This window comes from Motilimonas thetidivivens (genome assembly GCF_046452435.1).
In the GTDB taxonomy this organism is placed as follows: Bacteria; Pseudomonadota; Gammaproteobacteria; order Enterobacterales; family CBDFNC01; genus Motilimonas.
In genome coordinates this window covers 1-24,593 of the sequence record NZ_JBKFDK010000030.1, presented here as the reverse complement: position 1 = coordinate 24,593, position 24,593 = coordinate 1, and the positions used below count along the sequence as shown (strand labels likewise).

Below are 24,593 nucleotides of genomic sequence, written 5' to 3'. Positions count from 1 at the left end.
TTATCCGCTAAGCTCTGCATGGTGCGGTAAAGTCCAGCTCATCTTGCCTGATTTGGGTTTCTACGCCATAAAAACCCAATAAACTATGGAACAAGTTATCGTGAGAAAAATCGCCACTTTGAGCCTGTTGTACTAGGCAGTCTCGGTTTATTCCTTTCGCTTGCGCATACTGCTGTGGCAACCAGATCAGCCAAGGCACCTGAGTTTGCTCTTCAGGGGCAATAGCATAAGGCGTACCATGCAGGTACAAGCCATTTTCACCCAAAGACTCGCCATGATCCGACAAGTACATCAAGGCCACATTGTAACTATCGCCATAGCGCTCTAACAAATCAATCACTTGTGCCAAAACATAGTCCGTGTAGGCCAGTGTATTATCGTAAACATTGACGATTTCTTCATCCGTACAGTTCTCGATATCACTACGCTCACAGGCAGGTTGAAACAAAGCATGCTCGGCAGGATAACGCTGATAATAAGTGGGGCCATGACTGCCTATCAGGTGCATGGCGAACAACTTATTGGTCGGCTGAGAGTTTGCGAGTAGCTGCTCTAATTTGGCGATAAAAACCTCATCAAAACAATTCAAACGATGACAATCCGACCAACCTTGCTGATACGAAAATCCAAAAGACGTAACCCCTTTAGCGACATGTTTATCTCCGCCATCATTCTCTAGCCAAGTCACCTCTACACCTGCTCGGCTCAATATATCTAACACATTATCTTGGGCATCGGCTCGCTTTCGCTCGAAGTTGTCGTGAGTTAAGTATGACATCATGCAAGGAAGCGAGTGAGCGGTGGCAGTGCCGCAAGATGAAACTTGTTGTAAAGCAATTAAATCATCATCTTGGGTATAGGGATTCGTGTTACGAGAATAACCATTATATTGCATGTTTGTGGCGCGCGCCGTTTCCCCCACAGCCAACACCACCAGTGTCGGTTTCTGGTCAGCCCCAGATTTCTGCACTGGTAATTGAGCATCTTCACCTAAGGTTTTATAGGCCAGAGGCTTGGTGAAAAAGTTCCGGTTAATGTACTCTGCGCCATAATAAATATGAGCCGGCACTATCATTTTAGTGAGGTAACGATTGTTGCGGCCAACCGACGCGTAATCTTTGTAAAACAGTATCGCTACAATAGCCAAAATCAAAGCAGCAACCAAGATCAGCGCGATACGAGCCAACAACAAACGAGCCCAGCTGGCCGGTAGTAAAACTTGTACGCGAAATAAAGCAGCAGCAGGTAAGCCGCCCAGCAGGATTACAGAGCCAATGGAATAACCATTAAAGTAAGACAAGGCTTCGCCCGAGTTGGTCGCCAGAATATTTTCCACCATGGCGTAACTAAATAAAATATTGTACTGCCAGATGGCGTAAGTGGCGCCAGCCGATGATACCAGCATCAATGCCATGGCCGGCTTTAGCAAATAAGGTAAGGCAAAAAAACTAAAGATAATCAGAAAACAAGCAAACAAAACCAAGCTTGAGGATAATCCAAAAGCCAAGTTCCCAGCACCAGCCAATTCATAAACTCGGTAGTTGACCGGAAAATTCAAAATCACAGCAAAATACAGCGCTAGGATAAAAATAATTTTTTCATAGCTTAATTGCCAACGCGGTAACCATGCTGGCACAACAAAATTTGAATGCACTTTTTCTCAGCCCATTAAACATCAATGAACTAAGTATGGTTGAAGATACTTAAGTGAGACTTAAGCTAAGACGAATTTTGCAGATTTATGACAAACCATTGTATACCCCTACACATCCCTCACCTTAGGCAACATAATGGAAATAGCACTAGTTAGAAGCAACATCGCTGCCGACACCCATAAACACATGGCCAAACCGTAGCTTTGAAATACCCAGCCCGATAAAACCGTACCGATTAAACGCCCCATCGCATTGGCCATATAGTAAAAGCCGACATCTAACGACGCGCCATCTTGCTTGGCGTAGCTGACAATCAAGTAAGAATGTAATGAGGAATTAACGGCAAACACCGCGCCAAATAGAAGTAAACCCGCAATCAACACCACTTCAACTTGCCATTGATATTCTATGCTTAACGCAATCAGGGCCGTTACACTGGTGAGCAGCAACGCCCAATACACAGCAGATCGACCATTTGGTACCACTCCACGACGCTTACCCGTTAGGTAGGGCGCAAAGCCTTGTACTACCCCATAGCCGATGATCCACAGCGCTAAAAAGCCACCAACTTGGCTATGGCTCCAACCAAACACACTGGCCAAGTAAACCGGCAAGGCCACCACAAACCAGACATCACGGGCACCAAATAAGCACATGCGGGCAAGCGACAAAATATTTATGCTGCGCGATTTAGCAAACAGCTCGGTAAACTTAGGCTTATTTTTCGCCTTCCCCATATCGGCATCGAGGCTAACTAAGCTAAAGCCAAACACCACCAACAAGACCAGCGCCATTGCCAACACGGCCATTTGAAAACCAAGCAAATGTAATAGCGCGCCGCCGATAAAAAAGCCCGCCCCTTTGAGAGCATTTTTCGATCCCGTCAGCACCGCCACCCACTGAAACAATCGCCCCTGCTGTTCATCGGGCACTAAGGTTTTAATAGCGCTTTTTGCACTCATTTTATTTAAGTCTTTGGCGATGCCGGATAAGGCTTGCGCCAACATCACCCAACCTACCACCAGCCACTCAGGTGGTACGGTTAACATTAACAACGCGATAACCTGTAACAACAGTCCTATATTCATGGTGCGATTTAGGCCAATGCGCGCGCCAAGCCAGCCACCGAGTAAGTTAGTCACCACGCCAAAAAATTCATAAAACAAAAACAGCGAGGCAATCGCAAAGGCGCCATAACCTAAGTCATAAAAATACAACACCACCAACATACGCAACGCGCCATCGGTGATGGTGAAATTCCAATAATTAAAGGTAACAAGGAGATATTGACGTACCGAGCGAGGTAAAGAGGCAAGCACAACGTTTTCCTTTTGCGATAGCCGAAAAAGCAAAAGCTGGCACTGGTGATGCCAGCCATTTACAGATTAATAGACAGAGTCAGCTGCCACGCCATCTATATATTCAATTTGGCTGGCCTTAGTAAAGGCGCCCGGACGCAGCGCTTGCACGCGAGACTTGATGGTATCAAGATCCCAGCCACGCTCTAGTAACAAATGCGCGGCCAATAAACCGGTGCGACCCGAGCCGCCCATACAATGCAATGCCACGCTTTGGTTATCATCGAGTAATTGATGCAACTCTGGCGATGCTTTAAGCCAATCTATGTTAAAGCCTGAGTCTGGTGCTTGATCATCCTCAATCGGACAATGAAACCATAGCATGCCCAAGGCTTGTACTTGTTGGCTTAACTCGGCTACGCCTGCCTTGGCCATTTCTTCTTCGCTTAATGCGGTCACCACCGCCTTCACGCCCTGAGCCTTCAGCTGCTGCAATGAAGCGGTTAAATCTGTGCCTTTAGTGCCAGGGCAAGGTGTCAGTACTAACTCCGCCCCTTTATCATTGAGTGGCAATTGCCAAGTAGGATGTGTCATCTCGTGCTCCATTAATCTGCTAAACCAACAATACGCACTAACTCAGAAGTGCGCGTGGCGTATCCCATTTCGTTGTCATACCATGCATAAATTTTCACCATGGTGCCACCAACGACCATGGTCGACAGTGCATCTACTACCGTCGAACGCTGATCGCCTTTGTAATCAATCGAGACTAGGGGCTTGGTTTCAAAACCTAAAATGCCTTTTAGCTCACCCTGCGCCGCTTGTGCCAGTAAGGCATTCACCTGCTCAACGCTAGTGCTTTGTTTCACTTGAAAAATAATATCTGTTAGTGACGCATTGGCCAGCGGTACGCGCACCGCGTGACCATCTATTTTGCCAGCCAGCTCAGGGAAAATTTCAATAATCGCCTTAGCCGAACCCGTCGTGGTGGGGATCAAGCTCACCCCACAAGCGCGTGCACGACGTAAATCCTTATGCGGTGCATCCAGAATAGTTTGGGTATTAGTCAAATTATGAATAGTCGTAAACGAAGCATTTTCAATCCCCAACTGCTCGTGGATCACTTTCACCACAGGGGCAATACAGTTAGTGGTACAAGAAGCGGCAGTGACAATACGATGCTTAGCCGAGTCAAAAATATGCTCATTTACCCCGACAACAATATTGGCGACCGATTCATGTTTGACCGGCGCCGACACCACCACTCGCTTAACACCTTGCGCTAGGTATTGATTTAAAAACGTCACATCGCGATGCACACCCGTGGCTTCAATCACCACATCGCAATCCGACCAATCTACCGCGGCTATTTCACCTTGTTGCGTCGTGGCAATGGTCTGCCCGTTAATGATCAACGCATCGTCTTTTGCTTCAACCTGATGGTGCCAACGCCCTTGAATCGAATCAAACTCCAATAAATGGGCCAATGTCGAAGCATCACCTGCCACATCGTTAATCTTTACAAATTCTAACTCCGGCCAGTCAAACGCCGCGCGCATTGCTAAACGTCCGATACGACCAAAGCCATTAATCCCAACCTTAATTGTCATCTCTATTTCCTTATTCCGGTGCAACCGGAGCCATTTATTGCGGTGTGCAGCAGTTTGTTTGCTGTGCTAATTGCTGTAATTTTTCAGGCGCAACATGATAACGCTCTACCAGTACATTGTTCTGATTAAGCTGTTGTAATAATTGCAATAACCAGTTTGGCAATGAATTGCTTAATTGATAATAAACCCATAGCCCTTGGCGTTCAGTGGTCACTAATCCCGTTTGCCGCAACAAAGCCAAATGACGCGAAATTTTGGGCTGACTCAAGGCCAATACATGGGTGAATTCACACACACATAAAGGTCCGTATTGGGTTAATAGCAATAAACTACATAAGCGTGTTTCATCAGCCAGTAATTTGAAATATTCATGCTCTAACATATGGATATCCATATATGGTAATGACGAGAAAGTAACAAATCCTCTAACTAGGCACAATGACTTCACTCAACTAACATAAAAAGTTCATATTGATACTCGAAAGAACATCAAATAAACGTCAGGTTTGATGCAGCTATAGCTGACTGCTCTATGCTTATAAAATTAGTCACCAATGGAAATGGCAACATGCGCTTGAGTATTGTGCAGCGAACCATCGCTGGTTTCGTGATTATGTTTATACTACTGGCTATTTTGGGTGGGATCAGTTACTTCAACACCACAGCCATAAACCTTAGCTTGAATAAGGTAACCCAAGAGACAACGCCTTTAGTGCTATCAAGTACCGCACTCAAACAAGCCTTGCTTAAAAACAATCTAAGCTACCTCAAATTTAGAACCACCGACATTGCCGATGAGCTCGATACACACCAGCAAAGTTTTAATACTGAGCAGCAAACATTTGAGCAAATCAGTCAACAACTCAGCACCAGCCAAGCACTTGATCCCAGTTTGCAGGGCAACTTTAGCGAACTGCAAAACGCTGCTGCACACTACTTTGAATTAGCAAAGCAAATCCTAGTTGAACACCGTAACTTAGTGACCACCCAAAATAGCTTACAAACACTGCGCAGTGAATTTGTCAAACAAGAGGATCAGTTTCAACAAGTTACCCTATTATTACTAAGTGAAACAGCTAGTAAGCGCTCACAACGAAACAAAGCAGAACGGGTAACTAGTGGCATTGCACGAGATTTACGCGAGATCAGACAAGCCAGCGTTAAGACCGATTTACGTAAATTACAAGATGCGTTAAGCCAAGACATAACAAAAGCACTAGACGGCGCTAAACGGATCAAAGTTGACGAAGGTGTCATCATTCGATTTAACAAGGCCGTGGAAAAACTAGCTAGCATCAGTATTTCACAACAAGGTTTGCTGCCCTTGATGATGCAACAGCAAAAATTACAACAAGAAATTGCCGAGATCACCAGCCAAGCCGACCAACAGATGCAATTGGCCGAGCAGCTACTCGAGCGCTTTACCGAGCAAGCACAAAGCGAAGCGCAAACCGCCAGTAATACAGCCGATAAAGCCGTTAAAACCGCGGTCATTTACATTATCGCGGTCACCTTAATATCAGCAGCTGTAGCCGCCATCATTGGTTACACCGTCGCGCGCAGCATTCACAAACCATTAGCCCTAATTTCTCCGGTCATTAAAGCCATGGCGACCGGAAACATGACACAAAGGGTTAACTATCAATCCAATGATGAATTTGGGGCATTGGCCGCCTCGCTCAATTCGCTGGTTGACAGCATGGCAGATGTACTCAGCCAAATTAGCCAAGGGTCAACCCAGCTGGTCCAAGAAGCCAACACCGCCGCCGAGATCAGTGAACGCACCATGGGTCGCGTTGCCGACCAAAAAAACCAAACGGATCAAGTCGCCACGGCTATCTCAGAAATGGAAGTCAGTGTTGGCGAAGTATTCAGATCCACCGAAAATACCCTTTCCGAAGTCACCTTAGCCAATGAAGACACCAGCAATGGTCGCAGTTTAGTGGCGAAGAATCGCGATCTAACGGAGCAATTAGCTCAATCGATAGATCAGGCAGTGCAAATTACCCGCAAACTTGAAGAGTTCAGCAGTAATATCGGCAGCATTTTAGATGTCATCCGCGGTATTGCAGACCAAACAAATTTACTCGCGTTGAATGCCGCTATTGAAGCAGCTAGAGCGGGCGAGCAAGGTCGAGGCTTTGCCGTGGTGGCAGATGAAGTACGCACCCTTGCCACACGAACACAGCAGTCGACTGTTGAAATTCAAGCCATGATCGAAAACTTGCAACTAAGCTCACAACAAGTTGCCAGCGTGATGCACCAAAGCCAAGACCAAACCAATCTCTGCGTCGAACAAACTCGTCTCACCGATGCCGCTCTACAAGCCGTAGTGACACGCATGGAAGCGATCAAAGAAATGAGCGTGCATGTCGCCCATGCCACCGAAGAGCAAATAGCGGTGAGCCAAGACATAGCGAAAAACATCAATGGGATCACCGAAGTCGCTTTAGAAACCGAGAGGGAAGCCAGCGACTCAGCCAAAATCAGTGAAGTATTAGCCCAACTAATCGAACAGCAACGGCATTTAATCAGTCGTTTTAAAGTGTAATTTTGGCCTTATTGCCGAGTAAAAAAAGCAATAAGGAGTTGTTAACCAGCCCAAGAAGGGGTTCGTAATGAAGTTTAAGACCTTGCCATATGCCATCGGCACATCCTTGTTATTAACGGCCTCCATTGCCAATGCAGGCTCAATAACCATTGAAAGCTGGCGTGAAGATGCCGCGATTTGGAACGACGTCATCATTCCGGCTTTCAACGCCAAACATCCCGACATTAAAGTCACTTTCATTCACACCAATGCCACCGACTATAATGGCACACTCAATAAAAAGCTCGCCGAGGGCAATGCAGGTGATTTAATTACTTGTCGGCCTTTTGATGACTCCCTTAAATTATTCCAAGCCGGATACCTCAAAGACATCACAGAGTTAGATGGCATGGGTAATTTTCCTAACTTTGCTAAAGCCGCTTGGCAAACCGATAATGGCGCGCAATCGTTTTGCTTACCTATGGCTTCAGTGATCCATGGTTTCTTCTACAATAAAACCATTTTCAATGAGCTAGGTATTGCACCGCCTAAAACCAACGATGAGTTTTATGCCGCGCTTGAAAAAATCAAAAGTAGCGGTAAATACACGCCCATCGCCATGGGGACAAAAGATAAGTGGGAAGCCGCTACCATGGGCTTTCAAAACATTGGCCCTAACTATTGGCAAGGCGAAGACGGACGCCTAGCCTTAATTGATGGTGATGAGAAGTTTAACGAGCCACAGTACGTTCAAGTATTTGAGCAACTTGCCAAATGGGGGCCCTACATGGGCGAAGGCTATCAAGATCGCAGCTATAATGACGCTATCGCGCTGTTTGCGGATCAAAAAGCAGCCATCTACCCTGCAGGCTCTTGGGACATTGCGGCATTCAATACCAAGCTCGACCTCGGTGTGTTTATGCCCCCCGTCGCCAAAGCCGATGACGAATGCTACATCAGTGACCATACAGACATAGGTGTGGGCATCAATGCCAATAGCCCTAATATCAAAGATGCTGAGACCTTTTTAAAATGGATGACAACAGGTGAATTCGCCGCGATTTATACCAATGCATTACCCGGCTTCTTCTCACTCTCTAATCACTTTATTGATGTTGATGATGCCACGGCTAAATCAATGATCGCATGGCGCGATACCTGTGATTCAACCATTAGGAATTCATATCAAATTCTCAACCGTGGAGAGCCTAGCCTAGAGCTAGAAATCTGGGAAACCAGTGTTGGGGTAATCAATGGCACCATGGCACCAAACGACGCAGCCGAACGCCTTCAGAAAGGCATGGACGCTTGGTATAAGCCTTAGCCCACTTATAATGAATAACTTAGATGCAAGAAGTTGGTCAAATGACGACGAGCTTCTTGCCTTCTTTAGCCGCATAGTTGCGACCTCAACCTAGGGGAAAGCGCCACATCCCATTGCTAGCGCCGCTCCAACGCAACTGATTTTATCGATAATCCAATCAGCCACCCCTCCTTTTTCCCAGAGAAATATTTGACTAATTTATCGCCACAAAATAGTGCTTTCCTTAATAACTTATATAATAATTAGTTATCTAAAACTGTATTGTAATTACTTTTTAGACTTTAATATAACCAAAATAACTTAATTTAGACAAAGAGACTGCAAATATGACAACAGGTTTAGCCCGTGTGCTTGCTATTTCACTAGCAATACTTAGCTTTATTACCAGCCCCGTTTTTGCTCAAGACACCATCAAAGTAGGTATGTCGGGTCGTTATTTTCCCTTTACCTTTGTGCAAAAGGACCAGTTACAAGGTTTTGAAGTGGATATTTGGGATGAAATTGGTAAGCGAGCAGACTTAAAGGTCGAGTATAAAACCGCTAACTTTTCCGGTTTATTTGGCATGTTAGAAGCCGGCCACATAGACACTATTTCTAATCAAATCACCATGACCGATGAACGTTTGGCTAAGTATGACTTTGCCCAAGCCTACGTCGTTGATGGCGCACAGATTGTGGTGAAAAAAGGCCGCGACGACATCAACACAGTTGCAGATCTTAAAGGTAAGAAAGTGGCCGTAAACCTTGGCAGTAACTTTGAGCAACTACTGCGCCAAGCGGATCCCAACAAAGAAATCAATATCATCACTTACGATGCGGGTTTTGAACAAGATGTCGTACTTGGCCGTACCGATGCCTTTGTAATGGATCGCGTTTCATCGGCACAGTTGATTAAAAAGTCGGGTTTACCCCTACAGCTAGCAGGTGAGCCCTTTGCTACTATCAAAAATGCCATGCCGTTCGTTAAATCTGAAACCAATCAAGCCTTGATCGAACGTGTGAACCAAGCACTGAGCAGCATGAAGCAAGATGGTACGTTAACGCAAATCTCAATCAAATGGTTTGACGCTGACATTACGCAATAAAGGAGAGTCCACAGTTGAACTTTGATTTTATCTACACCTTAGAGCTGTTTCCCATACTGCTAAAGTACTTGGGAGTGACCATGCAGATGGCGCTGTTCGGCTTTGTCATCGCATTAATCTTAGCAGTGGCAATAGCAGTAGTGCGGGTGTTTGCTATGCCCGTATTGAATCAAGTTGCAATTGTGTTTATTTCTTTCTTTCGTGGCACGCCGCTATTAGTGCAGCTATTTTTGCTCTATTACGGTTTGCCGCAATTGTTTCCTTGGTTGGTGGGGCTCGACGCCTTTAGCGCCGCTGTTATCGGCCTTTCGCTGCATTTTTCTGCCTATATGGCGGAGAGCATCCGCGCAGCCATATTGGGGGTTGATCGTAGCCAAATGGAAGCAAGCTTAAGTATTGGCATGACCAAACTGCAAGCCATGCAACGTATAATTTTACCCCAAGCCGCTCGGGTTGCCTCGCCTTCCCTGATGAACTATTTCATCGACATGATAAAAAGTACTTCGCTCGCCTTCACCTTAGGCGTGGCCGAAATCATGTCGAAAGCGCAAATGGAAGCTTCATCTAGCTTTAAATTCTTTGAGAGCTTTGTCGCCGTCGCGATTGTTTATTGGGTTGTAGTGGTGATCTTTACCCAATTACAACATCGCCTTGAAATTCACCTTAACCGAGCATACGTGAAATGATCAACGTCACTAACCTAAGCAAAACTTTCGGTCACCATGAAGTACTAAAAGGCATCGACTTTAGTGTGCAACAAGGTGAAATCGTTGTCATTATTGGACCATCCGGCACAGGTAAATCTACCTTACTGCGCTGCCTAAATTACCTTGAAACACCGACCACAGGGAGCATTCAAATTGGCCCAATCAAGGTCGAAGCCGAACATGCCAGCAATAAGCAAATAACCCAATTGCGCCAGCAAAGCAGCTTTGTGTTCCAAAACTACGCATTATTTGCCAACAAAACAGCGCTTGAAAACGTAGCCGAAGGCTTAATTACGGTATGGAAGGAGCCTAAGCAACAAGCTCTTAGCACCAGTAAGCGAATTTTGGAGCAAGTCGGCTTAGGTGAAAAATGCCACCAATATCCAGCGCAACTGTCAGGTGGTCAACAACAACGCGTAGGCATTGCCCGCGCGATGGCTGCCAAAGGCGAAGTTATCTTATTTGACGAGCCAACTTCGGCACTGGATCCAGAGTGGGTCGACGAGGTATTGGCTGTAATGAAGCAACTGGCTCGCAGTAAACAAACCATGATAGTGGTGACCCATGAAATGCAGTTTGCCCGTGAAGTTGCTGATAAGATCATATTTATGGAAGGCGGTCACATCATAGAGCAAGGCCCCCCCGAGCAGCTATTCAACGCGCCACAAAGTGAACGCACTCGCGCTTTTTTAGCTAGAGCAATGAAATCCTAAACCGCCGCCCTGATTATTGTGTCTGTTGCAGCCCATTTTTGCCGCTGTCGAGCTTGGAACGGATGATCCCGCTCGGCTTCTTAAGTCGGTTTTGTTAACATCAAAATATGACCATACAGCGCTTATCTCGACTTCATCAGCCTCATTTTCGTAGCGGACCCGATTACCGCCAAGGTCTTGATGCCAGCTTTCAAGATATTCAACTCAATTTTGCCTTTGCCACCATTAAAGTTGGCCGCTGGGTCACCGCGCAAGAACAACAAATCGCAGCCAACCTGATCTTTGATGCCTTGTCAGATCTCGCCGCCATACTAAACCTGCCCAACCAAGCCATCGGCCTCAAGCAACAGCTAAACTTTGCCTTCGGAACTGGTGGTCAAAGCGGCGTTCAAGCCCACTATGCTCCAAGCAGTCGCACCTTAGCCTTAGCGAAAAATGCCGGAGCAGGCGCACTGGCCCATGAGTTTTGGCATGCCTTTGATCACTACATTACCGATAAGCTCTTTGCCCCACCCCATTATAAGTTCGCATCAGATACTTGGCTGAATAAAAACAAAATAATTACGCATCCATTGAATGAAGCGTTAGCACAATGCTTTCGCTGCGTATTGTTGTCCCCCTGTGGTAAGCAAGCATCTAGCTACACCCAAACCGCCATTGCACTAGACAAACAATTACAACAGCTTTACTACAGCCGCCCCACGGAATTAATGGCGCGCGCCTTTGAAGCCTTTGTGCAAGACCACCCTAGTATTTCGAATCGGTATTTAGTAGCGGGAACGCAACAGACAGAGCTGGCTAAAGTCGGTATCTATCCACTTGCAGCACATCGAGAAGCGATTGCTCAAGCCTTTAAGCTCTATTTTTATCAATTAGGCTTCGCGTTAAAGCAGCGCTAATACAAGGTAATCAACTTGTCTTTAGCGGGAGTTCCATGCTTATAAGGTTGTACCCGCCAAATTGAGCCATGGGGTTTGTTGCCCTTATAATCACTGCATTGCAGCGAAGGCTCGTGATAATTAGCGTCCGCTATCAGCAAGGGGCGGCCTTGTTCTTTAGCGGCTAATACCATCCATACCACGTCTTTTCTAAATCTGAGCTGACAGATAAGAAAGCCATCAACTCGGCTTTGCACCGACACAATCAAGCCCCGCTCTTCGCGTGTTTTTTTCAAGTACACCTGATCTTTGGTATATATGGTACCGTGCACGTAACTAGACATGCCGATCCAAGCAAACAAGCCAAAAGTAAACTTTAACCATAATTTCGCTCGCACCTACAACACCTTGATAATTTTATGTTTGGATGGAATACCATAACGAAACGGTTGCACCCGCCACATTTTTCCCGGCTCTTTACGCCCCTCGTAGGGGCGACATGCAAACGAGCCTTCATAGTATTTCGCGTTAGGAAGCAGTAAAGGTCGGCTTTGGCCAGCGGGTGGTATCAGTAACCAAACTTTATCTTGCAGGTAGCGCACATGACACAACAAATCTTGGTCAACGCGATTTTGAATGGTCACTATCATGCCTCGGTCATCAAAGCTTTTGCTAAACGAGGCTTGGTCGCTACTAAATGTCATTGCACTAGCAGGAAAACTACAACAAATTAACCACATCGTGAAACGTAACATCAGTACAACCTAGGCAAAATAAAACAGGCTCTAAAAGAGCCTGTTTAAGTTTAAAGCATTGCACGTAAAAGTCGATTAGTCATCTAGGCTAATCACGCCAACACCCGTTGCTGTAGTAGGATCATCCACTGCAACTAAGGTCGTCAAAGTACCAGCGGCCAAAGGCAACTCAGCTGGACCGATCGCAATGGTAGAAGGGTCATCCACAGGTGTGATCATTACATAGGCTGTACCAGGCATCAAAGATAATACTGTGCTGTCACCTTTGTAAGGAATGTTTTTCAAAATCACATCATCATCGCTCGGTGAAGCATCGGCGCTTAAGTAAATATCAACATTTCCAGCTAAAGTAGACGCATGAATTGCACGCAATTGGGCTTCCGTAGCCACGCGACGGGTTTTATCTGTCACCACATAAGTTTCATCGTTGTCGATGTTGTCGCCTAAATTACCAATCGCCAAGGCAGTGTAAGTCATGCCCGCTTCTAATGTTGCGCCGGTTAATCCTAGCGCATCAACGACCACAACTGGATCAGATTCACTGACACTGACAGCCACATCATAATCACCCGCTGCAAGAGCAAGGTATTCTGTTTTGGCTTTATAAGCTAAACCGTATAGAGGGGAGCCCATTGCAGGCGCGTTGCCATTAACCCAAACATCAACCGCAGGAGCATCTGAGATAGTGTGAACAACACGTAGATCAGCACCAGTATTGGTATCTTTGACCACCACAGGGCCAGAGCCTGAATCCACTAATAAATTCACCGGCGATTCACCAGCCATGGTATTGGCAACCGCGGCAACCACCCAATCAGAGCCAGCCGCTATATCAACCGCACCAGAGTCAAAATAAACGACGCTAGGATCATCTGCATTAGTTAAACGGATTTGGTAAGTGCCCGCAGGTACTTCGACCGCCCCCGTTGAGGCTTTGTAAGGTACATCATCAGCAAACGGCGCTTCTCCGCTGAGATCGGCTCCCGGCTCGGTAATAAAAATGTCAACGGTTGGCGCATCGGGTGCGGCATGGATCGCTTGCACTCGCACACCTGCGGGCATAACAGCATCACGGGAAACAATCTCTGGGCCAAACTCATCGGTATCACCCGAGCCAATCTTGGCCGCCTTACCTAATGCAACTATGTTGTATTCCATGTCTTTCATTAGATCTAAGGTGGTTTCAGGCACCACAGTCAAAGTACTACCGTCAGGTAAAATAGCATCAACCTGAACCGTATGGCTACCGGCTGTCACCTTAAGTTGGCCTGATGTTTGTTGGTAATCAACACCTTCTAAAGCAGGTTTACCGTCTAGCCAAACATTAACTTTGGGGGCGTCGGCTGCAGCATGTAAAACGCGAAGATAAGCGTTCTCTACCACAGGATCATCGTTATCGCTGCTACCACAAGCAGCTAAAGTGGCGGTGATAATTGAAGTTAGTAAAATCTTATTAAACGTTTTCATGCATTGCTTCCTTGGATGTATCAGTGATTGTTGTTTTGTTCACTCAAGAGGTTGCATCCACCAATGAATGTATATCCCCTTCGCTCAACCAATTACGCAACCTGTTAACAATGCGATCACATTTATTTTTCGATTAATTAACTCACCTTGGCAAACTACACTCAAATTATTAGCTTGATCACAATAATTTGAGCAAGGAAAAAAATAGACCATGCTTAGTGGAAGCTCCCATTGGTTATAAAACATGAACCACAGACTGATTTTGGCCTCCTTGCTTTATATGATGTGCATGTCTTGCTTGCAGGCTGTCACTCTCGATGTTGTTACCGAAGAATATGCCCCCTATAACTATACCCAGCAAGGTGAAGTAAAAGGGCTAGCAAGCCAAATTGTGCAAGCCACTTTGCAGCGAGCGGGCTTTTCCTATCAAATCAAAGTGCTGCCTTGGTCTCGCGCCTACCATCTAGCCAAGAGCAACCCTAACACCCTGATTTATAGCATCAGCCGCACCCTACACCGCGAGCCCTATTTTTATTGGATAGGCCCTATTGCAACCATTGAATCCCACTTTTTTAGCTTAAAATCGCGCCAAGATATCCAACCGTTTAGCCAACTAAAGCAAGCCAGACAATATCAAGTGGGCAGCATACGTGATGATTATATTGAGCAGTTTTTGTTGCTACATGGCTTTACCAACCTACAACGAAATAACAACCACGAAGCTAATTTAGAAAAACTCTTATTAGGCCGCATAGATTTATGGCCCGTCTCAAAAGAAACCGCCAGTTACTATCTTGGATTAAGAGGTCTGTCTCTGGATCAAGAGCTTAAACTGGTTCACAGCATCAGTTCATTTAGCGGTACCGAGCTGTATATGGCGATGGGTTTAGATACACCGCAAGCAACCGTTGAGCGGCTGCGACAAGCCCTGAGCCAAATCCAAAATGACGGTACCTATGACAAACTGACAAAACAACATTTATCTCAATAAGAACAGGATTAAAATATAATCAAAACAAATAATTAACATTGAATAAATTGTTGAAAAATAATCTAAGATGGAGTGCAAATTATGCTCAAACAAAAGCAAAAATCTGTGCCAGTTAAGCCAATATTAGTGCTAAGTTGACGCACCAAGTTTTACACTGAACAGTATTTATTGAGGAGTAACGATGCCCTTTTCCATTAAACGTAACAATGATGGCGGTTTGATCGTCAAAGCAACGGGCGACATTTCCTTCGATGATCTTTCTCAATTCAAGGCTTCGCTGTATCAGTCAAGCAGTGATGTTATTAACACCCATTACCAAATCTTAAACTACACCGACGTGACAGAGTTAGACCTAAGCCATGAAGACATTTGGCAAATAGCGCTGCAAGACAAGGCCGCGTTACAAGTAAACCCGCATATGCTCATCGCCATCGTCAGTAACAAAGATGTGATTTATGGCTTATCACGCATGTGGAGTGCCTATACGGAAACCTCCCCCCTCAATACGGGTGTATATCGAGATATCGAAGCCGCACAAGAATGGATAATGCAAAGACAAATTGCCCAAGCCCTTAGTATTCGATAATCGACCGAACCAAAAATCAAACGGCTCCTATTCTCTCGAAACCATATAACCCCACCTCAACATGAATATATCTAATAATTAAAACAAGTATTATGAGATTGATTCACAATCGTTAATGAAAAATACTAATAGCCATCTAAACGTCTACAACTTAATTTTAAACGGGACATTATCATGGCTAAAATTTCATCACTGGGTTACCCCCGCATAGGCGACAAACGCCAACTAAAACATGCATTAGAACAATATTGGTCAGGCAAAGCTGGGCTGAATAACCTGTTAGAAACAGGTAAGCAGATACGTTTACACAATTGGCAACAGCAGGCGCAAGCAGGCGTTGAACTTGTCCCAGTGGGGGATTTTGCTTGGTATGACCATGTGCTCACCCTTTCCGCTACCTTTGGCGTGATCCCAGCCAGACACCGTAGCCAAGATGGTCAGATCACCCTAGATACCTTATTTGCCATGGCACGTGGTCGCAGCGATGATAAACAAGGCGAACATCACGGTTGTTGCAAACCGCCATCGGCCGCGTGTGAGATGACCAAGTGGTTTGATACTAACTATCACTACCTAGTGCCAGAATTTGAACAAAACCAGAAGTTTGAATTAAGTTACAGCCAGATACTTGATGAGGTTAAAGAAGCCATCGCCGCCGGTTTACAACCTAAGCCGGTGCTATTAGGCCCTATTTCTTACCTATGGCTAGGTAAAGCGCAAGGCAACTTTGATAAGCTAGACCTACTAGCCAATCTATTACCAGCCTACCAAGACCTATTAAACCAATTTAAGCAACTTGGCGTCACTTGGGTACAACTCGACGAGCCAGCTTTAGTGCTAGATCTGCCCAAACAATGGCAAGATGCTTATCAAACCGCTTATCAAGCCTTGCAAGCCAACCGCCCTAAACTACTGCTAGCGAGCTACTTTGACAGCTTGGCCGATAACCAAGCCCTCGCACTGGCATTACCTATCGATGGTTTACATATCGACTTAGTGCGCGCACCAGAGCAACTTAAACCTATTTTGCAACAATGGCCGGCCGACTGGGTGCTGTCTGCGGGCATCATCAATGGCCGTAACATTTGGCGCAGTGACTTGCGCAGCGCCTTTAATAAGCTCAAACCCGTGGCAGATTTGTTAGGCGATCAGCTTTGGCTCAGCCCATCTTGTAGCTTATTGCATAGCCCAGTGGATTTGGATTCCGAGCAAAAACTCGATGCAGCCATCAAGCCTTGGCTTGCCTTTGCCAAGCAAAAACTCAATGAACTAAACCAGTTGCAGCAAATTGTAAACGACCCACAAGCGGCTAACAGCCAAGCTTGGCTAGCCGAAAGCGATAAAGTGGTTGAACTGCGTGCCACCTCGCCGTTAATTCACAATGACGAAGTCAAACAACGCGTGGCGAATCTAACCAGTGCCGCTAGCCAACGTTATAGCGACTTTGCAACGCGCATCAAGCAGCAGCAAGCCCATTTAAATCTGCCACCTTACCCAACCACCACCATAGGCTCGTTCCCACAAACGGCCGACATACGCCAAACGCGTAGCGCTTACAAGCAAGGCAAGATCAATCAAGATCAATACATTCAAGCCATGCAGGCCGAGATCCGCCAAGTGGTCGCCGCACAAGAAGCGCTGGATCTGGATGTACTGGTACATGGTGAGCCAGAGCGTAACGACATGGTGGAATACTTTGGTGAACTGCTCGACGGTTTTGCCTTCACTCAATTTGGTTGGGTGCAAAGTTATGGCTCGCGCTGTGTTAAGCCGCCCATCATTTATGGTGACGTCAAACGTAGCCGTGAGCTCTCGGTCAGTTGGAGCACCTTTGCCCAATCGTTAACCAAAAAGCCAATGAAAGGCATGCTCACCGGCCCCATTACCATTCTTTGCTGGAGCTTTAACCGCGACGATATCAGTCGTGAAACCTGTGCCAAACAAATCGCCCTCGCCATTCGCGATGAAGTGGTTGCATTGGAAGCCGCAGGCATCAAGGTGATCCAAATTGATGAGCCGGCATTACGTGAAGGCTTGCCACTCAAAGAAGCGGCCAAAACCCCTTACCTAGATTGGGCAACCGAGGCATTTCGTATCAGCGCCAGTGGCGTGAAAGATGAAACGCAAATCCACACTCACATGTGTTACTGCGAATTTAACGATATTCTGCCGTCGATTGCCGCCATGGATGCCGATGTGATCACCATAGAAACCTCGCGCTCAAACATGGAGTTATTGGATGCGTTTGAAGCCTTCCAATACCCTAACGATATTGGCCCGGGCGTGTATGACATTCACTCGCCGAATGTGCCAGAGCAACAATGGATGGTGGATTTAATCCAAGCTGCTGGGCAAAAAATTGCGCCTGAGCGTTTGTGGGTAAACCCAGATTGTGGCTTAAAAACTCGTAACTGGTCTGAAACCAACGCGGCTTTAAGGAACATGGTGGCCGCCGCTAAGACCTTACGCGAGAATAGCTAACTCATTTCTGGGTAAGCAGGTTACCAGTGAATATCGTATGAATGAGTAGCAAAACTTCGTTTTCATGGATGAAAACGTAGAGCGTATAGGGATATATCCACAGCGTTTTTGCGGATTGTTCATACGATAATACTTATCCAAAGCTCAGCTTAATAAGTTTGCGTCCCTTGGTGCTGATGGCCCACACGCCAAGGGACACAACCCAGGTTGCTAGGTCTTTGATGGCCTAGCAACAAATTGGCTGATCACCCCATCAATCACTAAATAGCAATCCATTCCCGCGGCCTGCGCGGCTGCCAGCCCCGTTTTAGTATCTTCAAACACCACACATTGCTCAGGGGCTAAACCCAATTGCTGCGCTGCCAACAAGAAAGTATCTGGCTCAGGTTTGTGGTTATTTACATCGTTCGCACATACCACAGCATCGAGTAGCGGACGTAACGCTAAGGTATCTAAGATAAAATCCGTGGTTTTGGCATCAGCACCGGTACCAATGGCAAAACGCTTTTGGCCTTGGTATTGCTGTAATAGGCTAAATGTGGATGGGATTACCTCAACCTGATGGCGAATTTCATCAAAATAGTTACGCTTACTCATCACCAAATCAAGGGGGTCAAAACTGCGTTGTTGATGCTCATTGATTAGCTCGGCAATGCCAAATGTGGGCGTGCCGCCATGGCTATGTAACCAAGCCTCATCATAGATAAAGCCAAAGCGCATCGACGTTAACTGCCATGCCTTTAAATGCAACTTCATCGAATCAACTAAGGTGCCATCCATATCAAAAATCACACCTTGGTAGGCATCTAAGTTTATTGTGACTGCCATCTGCATACCTCAATCGCTGGGCTTATTACTATATACGATAGCCAGATCAAATCTCACCATTTCAGTTTTTATTTAGTTATCAAAAAGGGCTAACATAACCCGATTGTTGCCGTGGCGAGTTTATTCAACTTGAGCCAACCATTTGCCAGCCATTAGCCGAGAGTCAGAAGCCAAGCATGTTCAAAGTTATTCAGCATTATATTCGTGAAAAAGGCAAAAAGACCTTACCTGCATTCAGTGCGGCTTCGGGCACCATGGGCACGGTTGCCGATGTGATGGAGCCGATTGCCCCTTTCGCACAATATCTCTACTTTGCTTCCTTAGGTGCGCTGCTGCTGTTATTAGCCACGGCGCTGGTCAAAGCGCCTTGGCGTGATCCCTTGGCCGGCATTATCTTATTTTTTACCATCTCGGCCGCCATCAACGGCACCATTTATTACTGCCAAAGTCCAGAGCAGCCTAACGGCTTACTCGCCAGCCAAATTGAAGCGGTGGCAAAGTTACAAGCACGATTGGGCATCATGCAGCAATCATTAACCCAAATCGATCAGCAGACCAAGGCCATCGCCACCAGCAATGAACAAATTGCCCAGCACACCCAAACCACGGCACAAGAAATTGCTAAGTTAAATCAAAACCTTGAAAAGTTAGTACAGGATAAAGGCCAAGCCGCCATTATCAGCGAGCCAAGCTCGCCGCGAGATTATTACCAAAACGCTCGGTTGTACGAAATGAAAGGCGATTACCGCCAAGCCAGACAAGCTTATCTTGGCTACTTTCAATATCAGCAAGAATACATCGACCCCCATTTGCGCTACCAAGGCTTCTTAAAAATCCAAGAGGGTTTTGCCGGAGCCCGTGAAATCTACAATGAGCAGTTTCAGCAGCAAACGAGTACCACAGTCGCGTTTGCTAAAGCCATGCTACTGGAAAGCGAGCCGCGCCAAGCGCAGTTAGAAGAAATTGTCGCTGCGCAGCCGGACTTCACCCCGGCTTGGTATGAATTATCACGGCTCTATTCCAGCGCCCTATTAGGACGCCAAACCAGCGAACACAAGCTGCTGGAAAAACAGTATTTAGAACAAGTGATTCGCCTTAACGAGCAAGGCCAATGGCTAAAATATTACCTTGACCAAGAGCAGTTTAATCGCCATCTCGACGATGCGCAGAGCCGCTATAAACTCGCCGAAACTCGCTCTGAAACGGGACTAAAGCAAACCCTTACTTTCACTCCCAGCTTAAGTAATCTCGGCTTTCAACTGGAGCTGCAATACCTAGATACGCCGCAACAGATCCTCTACAAAACCGCAGAAATGAGTGAGTTTCAGAGCACGGGGCAAGGCCATTGGCGCGATCCCGAAACCGGCCTGTTGGTACCCAACACCTCTATTACCTTGGCGAAAAACATTCAATCACCGCAATCTATCCAATTCAAACTGGTCGATGCCAGCGGCAATGTCAGTCAAGTTTATCAATATCACTTTGACGCCCAGCAGCACGCCGCCCTAGCACAACAACAAATGCTAGAAATGACCAAGAATGCTTGGCTGTTACTGCGCGATTTTGACGGTGAAACCTTGGTTTATTTTAGCCAAATCGCCAGCAGTCGCTGCGCCATCAGCGCAGTCCACTATTCCATCAACAACGATAAGTTAGATCAACAAATCCAACTGCCCCCCTGCGATTTACAAGACCCCTTTAGCCTACCCGATGACTACAACAGCTATTTTGCAGGGCCTAATGATTTAGAATCCATCAAGATCCAGCTGACATATCACAATCAGCAAAAATCGAGTGTAGAAACATTTCGCAAAGTGCCATAACCCATATCGAGGGAGCCGCTATATAAGCCATTAGCGGCTATCTCATCCAGCTCACAATAATCCATTCGTATTCATCAATATGCGCTTTTTTATTCTATCTTTTACTGTAAGCCCTACTACCACTGCGCAAACAAGTGGGTGATAAAAAAACTAACTTTCTACGAGTAGTCAACCTGTTAAAAGGCCTGAACATGTCGATATCTAGCAAGCTTCTTCTTACCTTGATCAGCGTTTTTGCCTTGGTACTGGTTTCTTCTACCGCGTATCAATTGCGCCAAGAAACTAAGCTGTTAAACACCGTGCTTGCTGAGCAATTGCACGACAAGGCCAGTAACTACTTTGATAGCCTGAACATGATGATGTTAACGGGCACCATGGCACAAAAGAACAAGCTCAGGGAAAAAGCCTTAGCGCAGGCTAATATCGAACAAGTTAGGGTTATTCGCAGTGAAATCACCAACAAACTCTATGGCGCAGGCAGCGCCGAGCAACAACCCCAAGATGACATAGACAGACGCGCACTGGCGGGTGAAACGGTAATAGAAAATATCTCAGCGAGCTGGGGCGAAGGGATCGTCGTCGCGCTGCCCATGGCGGCGAGTAAAGATTATCGCGGCACCGACTGTTTAGGCTGCCATATGGCGCAAGAAGGCGATATTCTTGGTGTCATCCGCTTGGAATACAACCTTAGCCATATCAATAAGTTGATCAGCAATAGCTCGGTGATTGCGGGCGCTATCATGACAATCATTGCCGCCATTGGCTTCATCGTCACCCTGTATTTGATTCGAACCATTATCATCAAACCCATTCGCCACATAGGCAATATCATGACAGCGGTCAGTAACAACAAAGATCTGACGCTGCGCACTCAGCTCACTCAACAAGACGAAATTGGCCAAATGGGCACCTCTATCAATGCATTTTTAGTGAGTGTCGAACAAAGTTTGCAACAAGTAAGTGACACCGCTAACCAATTATCTGAATCAGCACAGCAATTAACCCAAGTCGCCAGCACTAACGATCAGGCTGCCAGTAAGCAAATGCAAGAAACCCAAGAGGTGCAATATAAGATCACAGACATGCAAACTCAGCAGCAACATGCCAGCGACAGCTCTAATCAAGCCGCCTCGCTGATTACCGATACCAGTGACATCATCGCGACCAGTGCCACTAAGGCACACAATGCCAGCGATGAAATCAACGGCTTAGTGACTCATATCGATGGCGTAAAACAACACATTAGCCAGCTTAACCAACAAACCGAGCAGGTATCGAGCATTTTAGCCGTGATAAAAAGCATTGCCGATCAAACTAACCTATTAGCACTTAACGCCGCCATCGAAGCTGCACGCGCAGGTGAGCAAGGACGAGGCTTTGCGGTGGTCGCAGAAGAAGTACGCACCCTTGCCAGCCGAACCAGTGAAGCCACCGCCAATATCGAAACCATCATCACAGAGTTTCAACAAGGTAGCTCCGCTTCATTGCAATCCGTGGATCAAGTCAATCAAGCCGCTCACCAACGTGCCGCTGATATCGAAACCTTATCTCAAGCCATGGCCGAAGCCGTCAACGCCATGCAAGCCATCTTGCAGCATGCTAACCAAATCAAACAACAAGCCCATTCAACCGCAGATCTAAGTGAGCAAGTGCAAAGCCAAATCATGGTGATTGCCAACCATGCTCAAGACACCTCAACCTCGGCCGGCCATAGCCGCGACATCAGCTTAAAATTGGCCGGCTTGTCTGAGCAATTGGCGCAATTACTTGGACAGTTCAGCTTGTCTAACAAGCAATGAGCGAGGCAGGTCATATTAAAAAGAGGTAACTTGATTATGCTAAAAGTGACCTAACACTACCAGCAAGCACGAGTCCTAGCATCTAGCTGGTGTTGCAGCCTTAGATTATTAATCTCAGTACAACAAAACAAAGTCCATACATTAGAAAAATTGAAATGATCAAAAATAGAGCCCAGCGCAAAAAACTTACAAATGGATGGCTGAATATTTTCCTAATATATTGATGCTCATACTTTCTGAACAATAAAACAGTAACTGCATAATGAGACACTAATAAAGTAAATCCCGCCTGGAAAAGAGCCAACTTGTTCACGAGGTAATCGCTTACCCCAGAATTACTTACAACAGCTATGCCTACCATTACAATGATTACGCTCCAACTTACCTTGTTAGGTATATTCACATATGCCATGACTAAAATTAGTAAACGATTCATACTTGAAAAATTAGCAACTCAACCAACCAATACACCAGCATGGCCCACAGCGCTATGCTGGATAATATGTAAAGCAAGAAACGGTGAGTCACTTGGTTATAACTACATTGCACCCCGCTGTGTAAAAACCGCCCGATAACAAACAGCCAAGCAGTGACCAAATAAAAGGGATTATTCATGGCCAAGAGCTCGATGGCGATTGCCAAGGCATAAAACAGAATCGGCAACTCAAATAAATTACGAAAATTATGGGCGGGTAGGTTGACCGACTCTGGCAGCAATTGTTGGATCTTCTCAAAACTAGCGAGCTGTTGCGGCGAGATACGTTGGCGATAAATATATGATAACCGCCGCCAATACATCAGTAGCCAAACGGCTAAGGTCAAACACATCAAAGCCGCAATCGGTAAATAAAGGCTAGTTAGCATCTTGGTACAATTCCAGCGGCAAACCATCGGGATCTTGAAAGAAGGTAAATGCCCGCCCGGTGTATTCATCAATGCGGATCGGCTCGGCAATAATGTTATGGTCGGCCAAATACGCTACCGTTTGTTCAACACTGTCGACCCGAAAAGCCAAATGCCTTAACCCTTGCGCTTCGGGTCGACTCGGCCTAGCAGGGGGGTTAGGAAAAGAGAACAATTCTAACTGACCCCCATCGGGCAATTGCAAATCCAGCTTATAGGATTGGCGCTCGGCGCGGTAATGCTCACCTATAATAGGCAGCTGTAATACCTGATGATAAAACGCCTTTGAGCGCTCATAGTCAGAGCAAATAATCGCAACATGGTGGATCCCTTTAAGCACAGGCTACCTCTCTAGCACAGTAGTAAAACACGCGTCAGCTTATCACTTTTTAATCAAGTTTTGGCATTGACTTTGCGCTAAGCAATCGCCAAGATAAAGCCATGAACATATTCCGCTTTGCCTCAATTTTAAGCATTATCATCATTCCAAGGAATGGTGGGATTGCTTATACCTGAGTGTAAAGCAAACCCGCCAACAGGCGGGTTTTGTTTTCCTGCTTGTTGGCCTTAGCGCAAGCAGGAGAAGCAATGAAAAAAGTCGCCGTGTTTGGCAAGCCCGGAAGTGGCAAGTCCACCTTAAGTAAACAGCTCAGCGCTGCTAAAGGCATTCCATTATTTCAACTCGACAACATAGAATACGCCAGCAATGGCGAGCGTGTTGCACGTGATATCTACGACAATCAACATCAAGCGATCCTTGACCAAGATAGCTGGCTAATTGATGGCTTTGGCCCCATAGCTTCGTTTCAACAACGCCTCGCCGCAGCAGACACCCTGATTTATATCGATCTCCCCTACCCACTAAGTTACTGGCTAGTCACCAAACGCATGCTTAAAGGGTTGTGGACTAAACCCGAAGGCTGGCCCGATGGCAGCTCGGTCATCAAGGGCACCTTGACCAGTTATAAGGTACTGAAAATGTGCCCGCAATTTTATAATGACGCGTTTTTACAACGCCTTACCGCCATGACACCCGCGAAAAAGCTGTATGTGATCCGCTCGTTGCAACAACTCAATCAATTTGTTGACCATGTTGATTAGTGTTTTTTGTAGGACCGGAGCTTGCTCCGGGAATCGGTGATGTTCGCGCAGCGAGCTGC

The 24,593-nt window shown here is 46.2% G+C and carries 23 protein-coding genes; 12 read left to right on the top strand and 11 right to left on the bottom strand.

The genetic code is table 11. The features are described from left to right. Positions 1-7: 7 nt before the first annotated feature. From ACK8OT_RS17655 to ACK8OT_RS17635, 5 genes are all read right to left on the bottom strand, one after another. Positions 8-1,654 carry a phosphoethanolamine transferase gene (locus tag ACK8OT_RS17655; protein ID WP_410197828.1) on the bottom strand — a complete coding sequence of 549 codons (1,647 nt, stop codon included), beginning with the start codon at positions 1,652-1,654 and terminating at the stop codon, positions 8-10. A gap of 108 nt (positions 1,655-1,762) precedes the next feature. Continuing rightward, positions 1,763-2,974, bottom strand: coding sequence for an organoarsenical effux MFS transporter ArsJ (gene arsJ, locus ACK8OT_RS17650; protein ID WP_410197827.1), 1,212 nt, complete (start codon positions 2,972-2,974; stop codon positions 1,763-1,765). 66 nt (positions 2,975-3,040) lie between these two features. After that, positions 3,041-3,547, bottom strand: a complete 507-nt coding sequence (locus ACK8OT_RS17645) for a cyclin-dependent kinase inhibitor 3 family protein (RefSeq protein ID WP_410197826.1) — start codon at positions 3,545-3,547, stop codon at positions 3,041-3,043. 11 nt (positions 3,548-3,558) lie between these two features. Next, entirely contained in the window at positions 3,559-4,563 is a 1,005-nt protein-coding gene (locus ACK8OT_RS17640; RefSeq protein ID WP_410197825.1) for an ArsJ-associated glyceraldehyde-3-phosphate dehydrogenase, read from the bottom strand. A gap of 34 nt (positions 4,564-4,597) precedes the next feature. Continuing rightward, positions 4,598-4,945 carry an ArsR/SmtB family transcription factor gene (locus ACK8OT_RS17635; protein ID WP_410197824.1) on the bottom strand — a complete coding sequence of 116 codons (348 nt, stop codon included), beginning with the start codon at positions 4,943-4,945 and terminating at the stop codon, positions 4,598-4,600. Between the two features lie 186 nt (positions 4,946-5,131). Here ACK8OT_RS17635 and ACK8OT_RS17630 point away from each other — a divergent pair, with 186 nt between their 5' ends. The 6 genes from ACK8OT_RS17630 (at position 5,132) to ACK8OT_RS17605 (ending at position 11,821) form a co-directional block, all read left to right on the top strand. Continuing rightward, positions 5,132-7,114, top strand: coding sequence for a HAMP domain-containing methyl-accepting chemotaxis protein (locus ACK8OT_RS17630; protein ID WP_410197823.1), 1,983 nt, complete (start codon positions 5,132-5,134; stop codon positions 7,112-7,114). A gap of 67 nt (positions 7,115-7,181) precedes the next feature. Further along, positions 7,182-8,417, top strand: coding sequence for an ABC transporter substrate-binding protein (locus ACK8OT_RS17625; protein WP_410197822.1), 1,236 nt, complete (start codon positions 7,182-7,184; stop codon positions 8,415-8,417). A 326-nt stretch (positions 8,418-8,743) separates the two neighbouring features. Further along, complete coding sequence (locus tag ACK8OT_RS17620; protein ID WP_410197821.1) at positions 8,744-9,502, top strand: amino acid ABC transporter substrate-binding protein; 759 nt, start codon at positions 8,744-8,746, stop codon at positions 9,500-9,502. A 14-nt stretch (positions 9,503-9,516) separates the two neighbouring features. After that, on the top strand, positions 9,517-10,188 hold the full coding sequence (locus tag ACK8OT_RS17615; protein ID WP_410197820.1) for an amino acid ABC transporter permease: 672 nt from the start codon (positions 9,517-9,519) through the stop codon (positions 10,186-10,188). Next, entirely contained in the window at positions 10,185-10,922 is a 738-nt protein-coding gene (locus ACK8OT_RS17610; RefSeq protein ID WP_410197819.1) for an amino acid ABC transporter ATP-binding protein, read from the top strand. The genes ACK8OT_RS17615 and ACK8OT_RS17610 overlap by 4 nt, the downstream gene beginning before the upstream one ends. Positions 10,923-11,029: 107 nt before the next feature. Further along, positions 11,030-11,821, top strand: a complete 792-nt coding sequence (locus ACK8OT_RS17605) for a CLCA_X family protein (protein WP_410197818.1) — start codon at positions 11,030-11,032, stop codon at positions 11,819-11,821. Here the strand turns inward: ACK8OT_RS17605 and ACK8OT_RS17600 are convergent. From ACK8OT_RS17600 to ACK8OT_RS17590, 3 genes are all read right to left on the bottom strand, one after another. Continuing rightward, entirely contained in the window at positions 11,818-12,198 is a 381-nt protein-coding gene (locus tag ACK8OT_RS17600; RefSeq protein WP_410197817.1) for a hypothetical protein, read from the bottom strand. The genes ACK8OT_RS17605 and ACK8OT_RS17600 overlap by 4 nt on opposite strands. Continuing rightward, entirely contained in the window at positions 12,199-12,555 is a 357-nt protein-coding gene (locus ACK8OT_RS17595; RefSeq protein ID WP_410197816.1) for a hypothetical protein, read from the bottom strand. 75 nt (positions 12,556-12,630) lie between these two features. Continuing rightward, positions 12,631-14,022, bottom strand: a complete 1,392-nt coding sequence (locus ACK8OT_RS17590) for a DUF4397 domain-containing protein (protein ID WP_410197815.1) — start codon at positions 14,020-14,022, stop codon at positions 12,631-12,633. A 244-nt stretch (positions 14,023-14,266) separates the two neighbouring features. Between ACK8OT_RS17590 and ACK8OT_RS17585 the strand changes: the two genes are divergently transcribed. The 3 genes from ACK8OT_RS17585 to metE all read left to right on the top strand — a co-directional run bounded on the left by ACK8OT_RS17585 (position 14,267) and on the right by metE (position 18,080). Then, entirely contained in the window at positions 14,267-15,013 is a 747-nt protein-coding gene (locus ACK8OT_RS17585; RefSeq protein WP_410197814.1) for a substrate-binding periplasmic protein, read from the top strand. Positions 15,014-15,194: 181 nt separating this feature from the next. Further along, positions 15,195-15,599, top strand: coding sequence for a hypothetical protein (locus tag ACK8OT_RS17580; protein ID WP_410197813.1), 405 nt, complete (start codon positions 15,195-15,197; stop codon positions 15,597-15,599). 174 nt (positions 15,600-15,773) lie between these two features. Then, positions 15,774-18,080: a 5-methyltetrahydropteroyltriglutamate--homocysteine S-methyltransferase gene (gene metE / locus ACK8OT_RS17575; RefSeq protein WP_410197812.1), complete on the top strand. Its 2,307-nt coding sequence runs from the start codon at positions 15,774-15,776 to the stop codon at positions 18,078-18,080. 210 nt (positions 18,081-18,290) lie between these two features. Here metE and ACK8OT_RS17570 read toward each other — a convergent pair whose 3' ends face one another. Then, positions 18,291-18,908: a beta-phosphoglucomutase family hydrolase gene (locus tag ACK8OT_RS17570; RefSeq protein WP_410197811.1), complete on the bottom strand. Its 618-nt coding sequence runs from the start codon at positions 18,906-18,908 to the stop codon at positions 18,291-18,293. 176 nt (positions 18,909-19,084) lie between these two features. Between ACK8OT_RS17570 and ACK8OT_RS17565 the strand changes: the two genes are divergently transcribed. Together ACK8OT_RS17565 and ACK8OT_RS17560 are read left to right on the top strand one after the other, a co-directional pair. Beyond that, positions 19,085-20,731 carry a tetratricopeptide repeat protein gene (locus ACK8OT_RS17565; protein WP_410197810.1) on the top strand — a complete coding sequence of 549 codons (1,647 nt, stop codon included), beginning with the start codon at positions 19,085-19,087 and terminating at the stop codon, positions 20,729-20,731. 191 nt (positions 20,732-20,922) lie between these two features. After that, positions 20,923-22,530, top strand: a complete 1,608-nt coding sequence (locus ACK8OT_RS17560) for a methyl-accepting chemotaxis protein (protein ID WP_410197809.1) — start codon at positions 20,923-20,925, stop codon at positions 22,528-22,530. A 432-nt stretch (positions 22,531-22,962) separates the two neighbouring features. Here ACK8OT_RS17560 and ACK8OT_RS17555 read toward each other — a convergent pair whose 3' ends face one another. After that, positions 22,963-23,394, bottom strand: coding sequence for an MAPEG family protein (locus tag ACK8OT_RS17555; RefSeq protein WP_410197808.1), 432 nt, complete (start codon positions 23,392-23,394; stop codon positions 22,963-22,965). Next, entirely contained in the window at positions 23,384-23,773 is a 390-nt protein-coding gene (gene gloA2, locus ACK8OT_RS17550) for an SMU1112c/YaeR family gloxylase I-like metalloprotein (RefSeq protein ID WP_410197807.1), read from the bottom strand. Before gloA2 ends, ACK8OT_RS17555 begins: the two co-directional genes overlap by 11 nt. Positions 23,774-24,021: 248 nt before the next feature. Here gloA2 and ACK8OT_RS17545 point away from each other — a divergent pair, with 248 nt between their 5' ends. Continuing rightward, on the top strand, positions 24,022-24,534 hold the full coding sequence (locus ACK8OT_RS17545; RefSeq protein ID WP_410197806.1) for a P-loop NTPase family protein: 513 nt from the start codon (positions 24,022-24,024) through the stop codon (positions 24,532-24,534). Positions 24,535-24,593 lie beyond the last annotated feature (59 nt).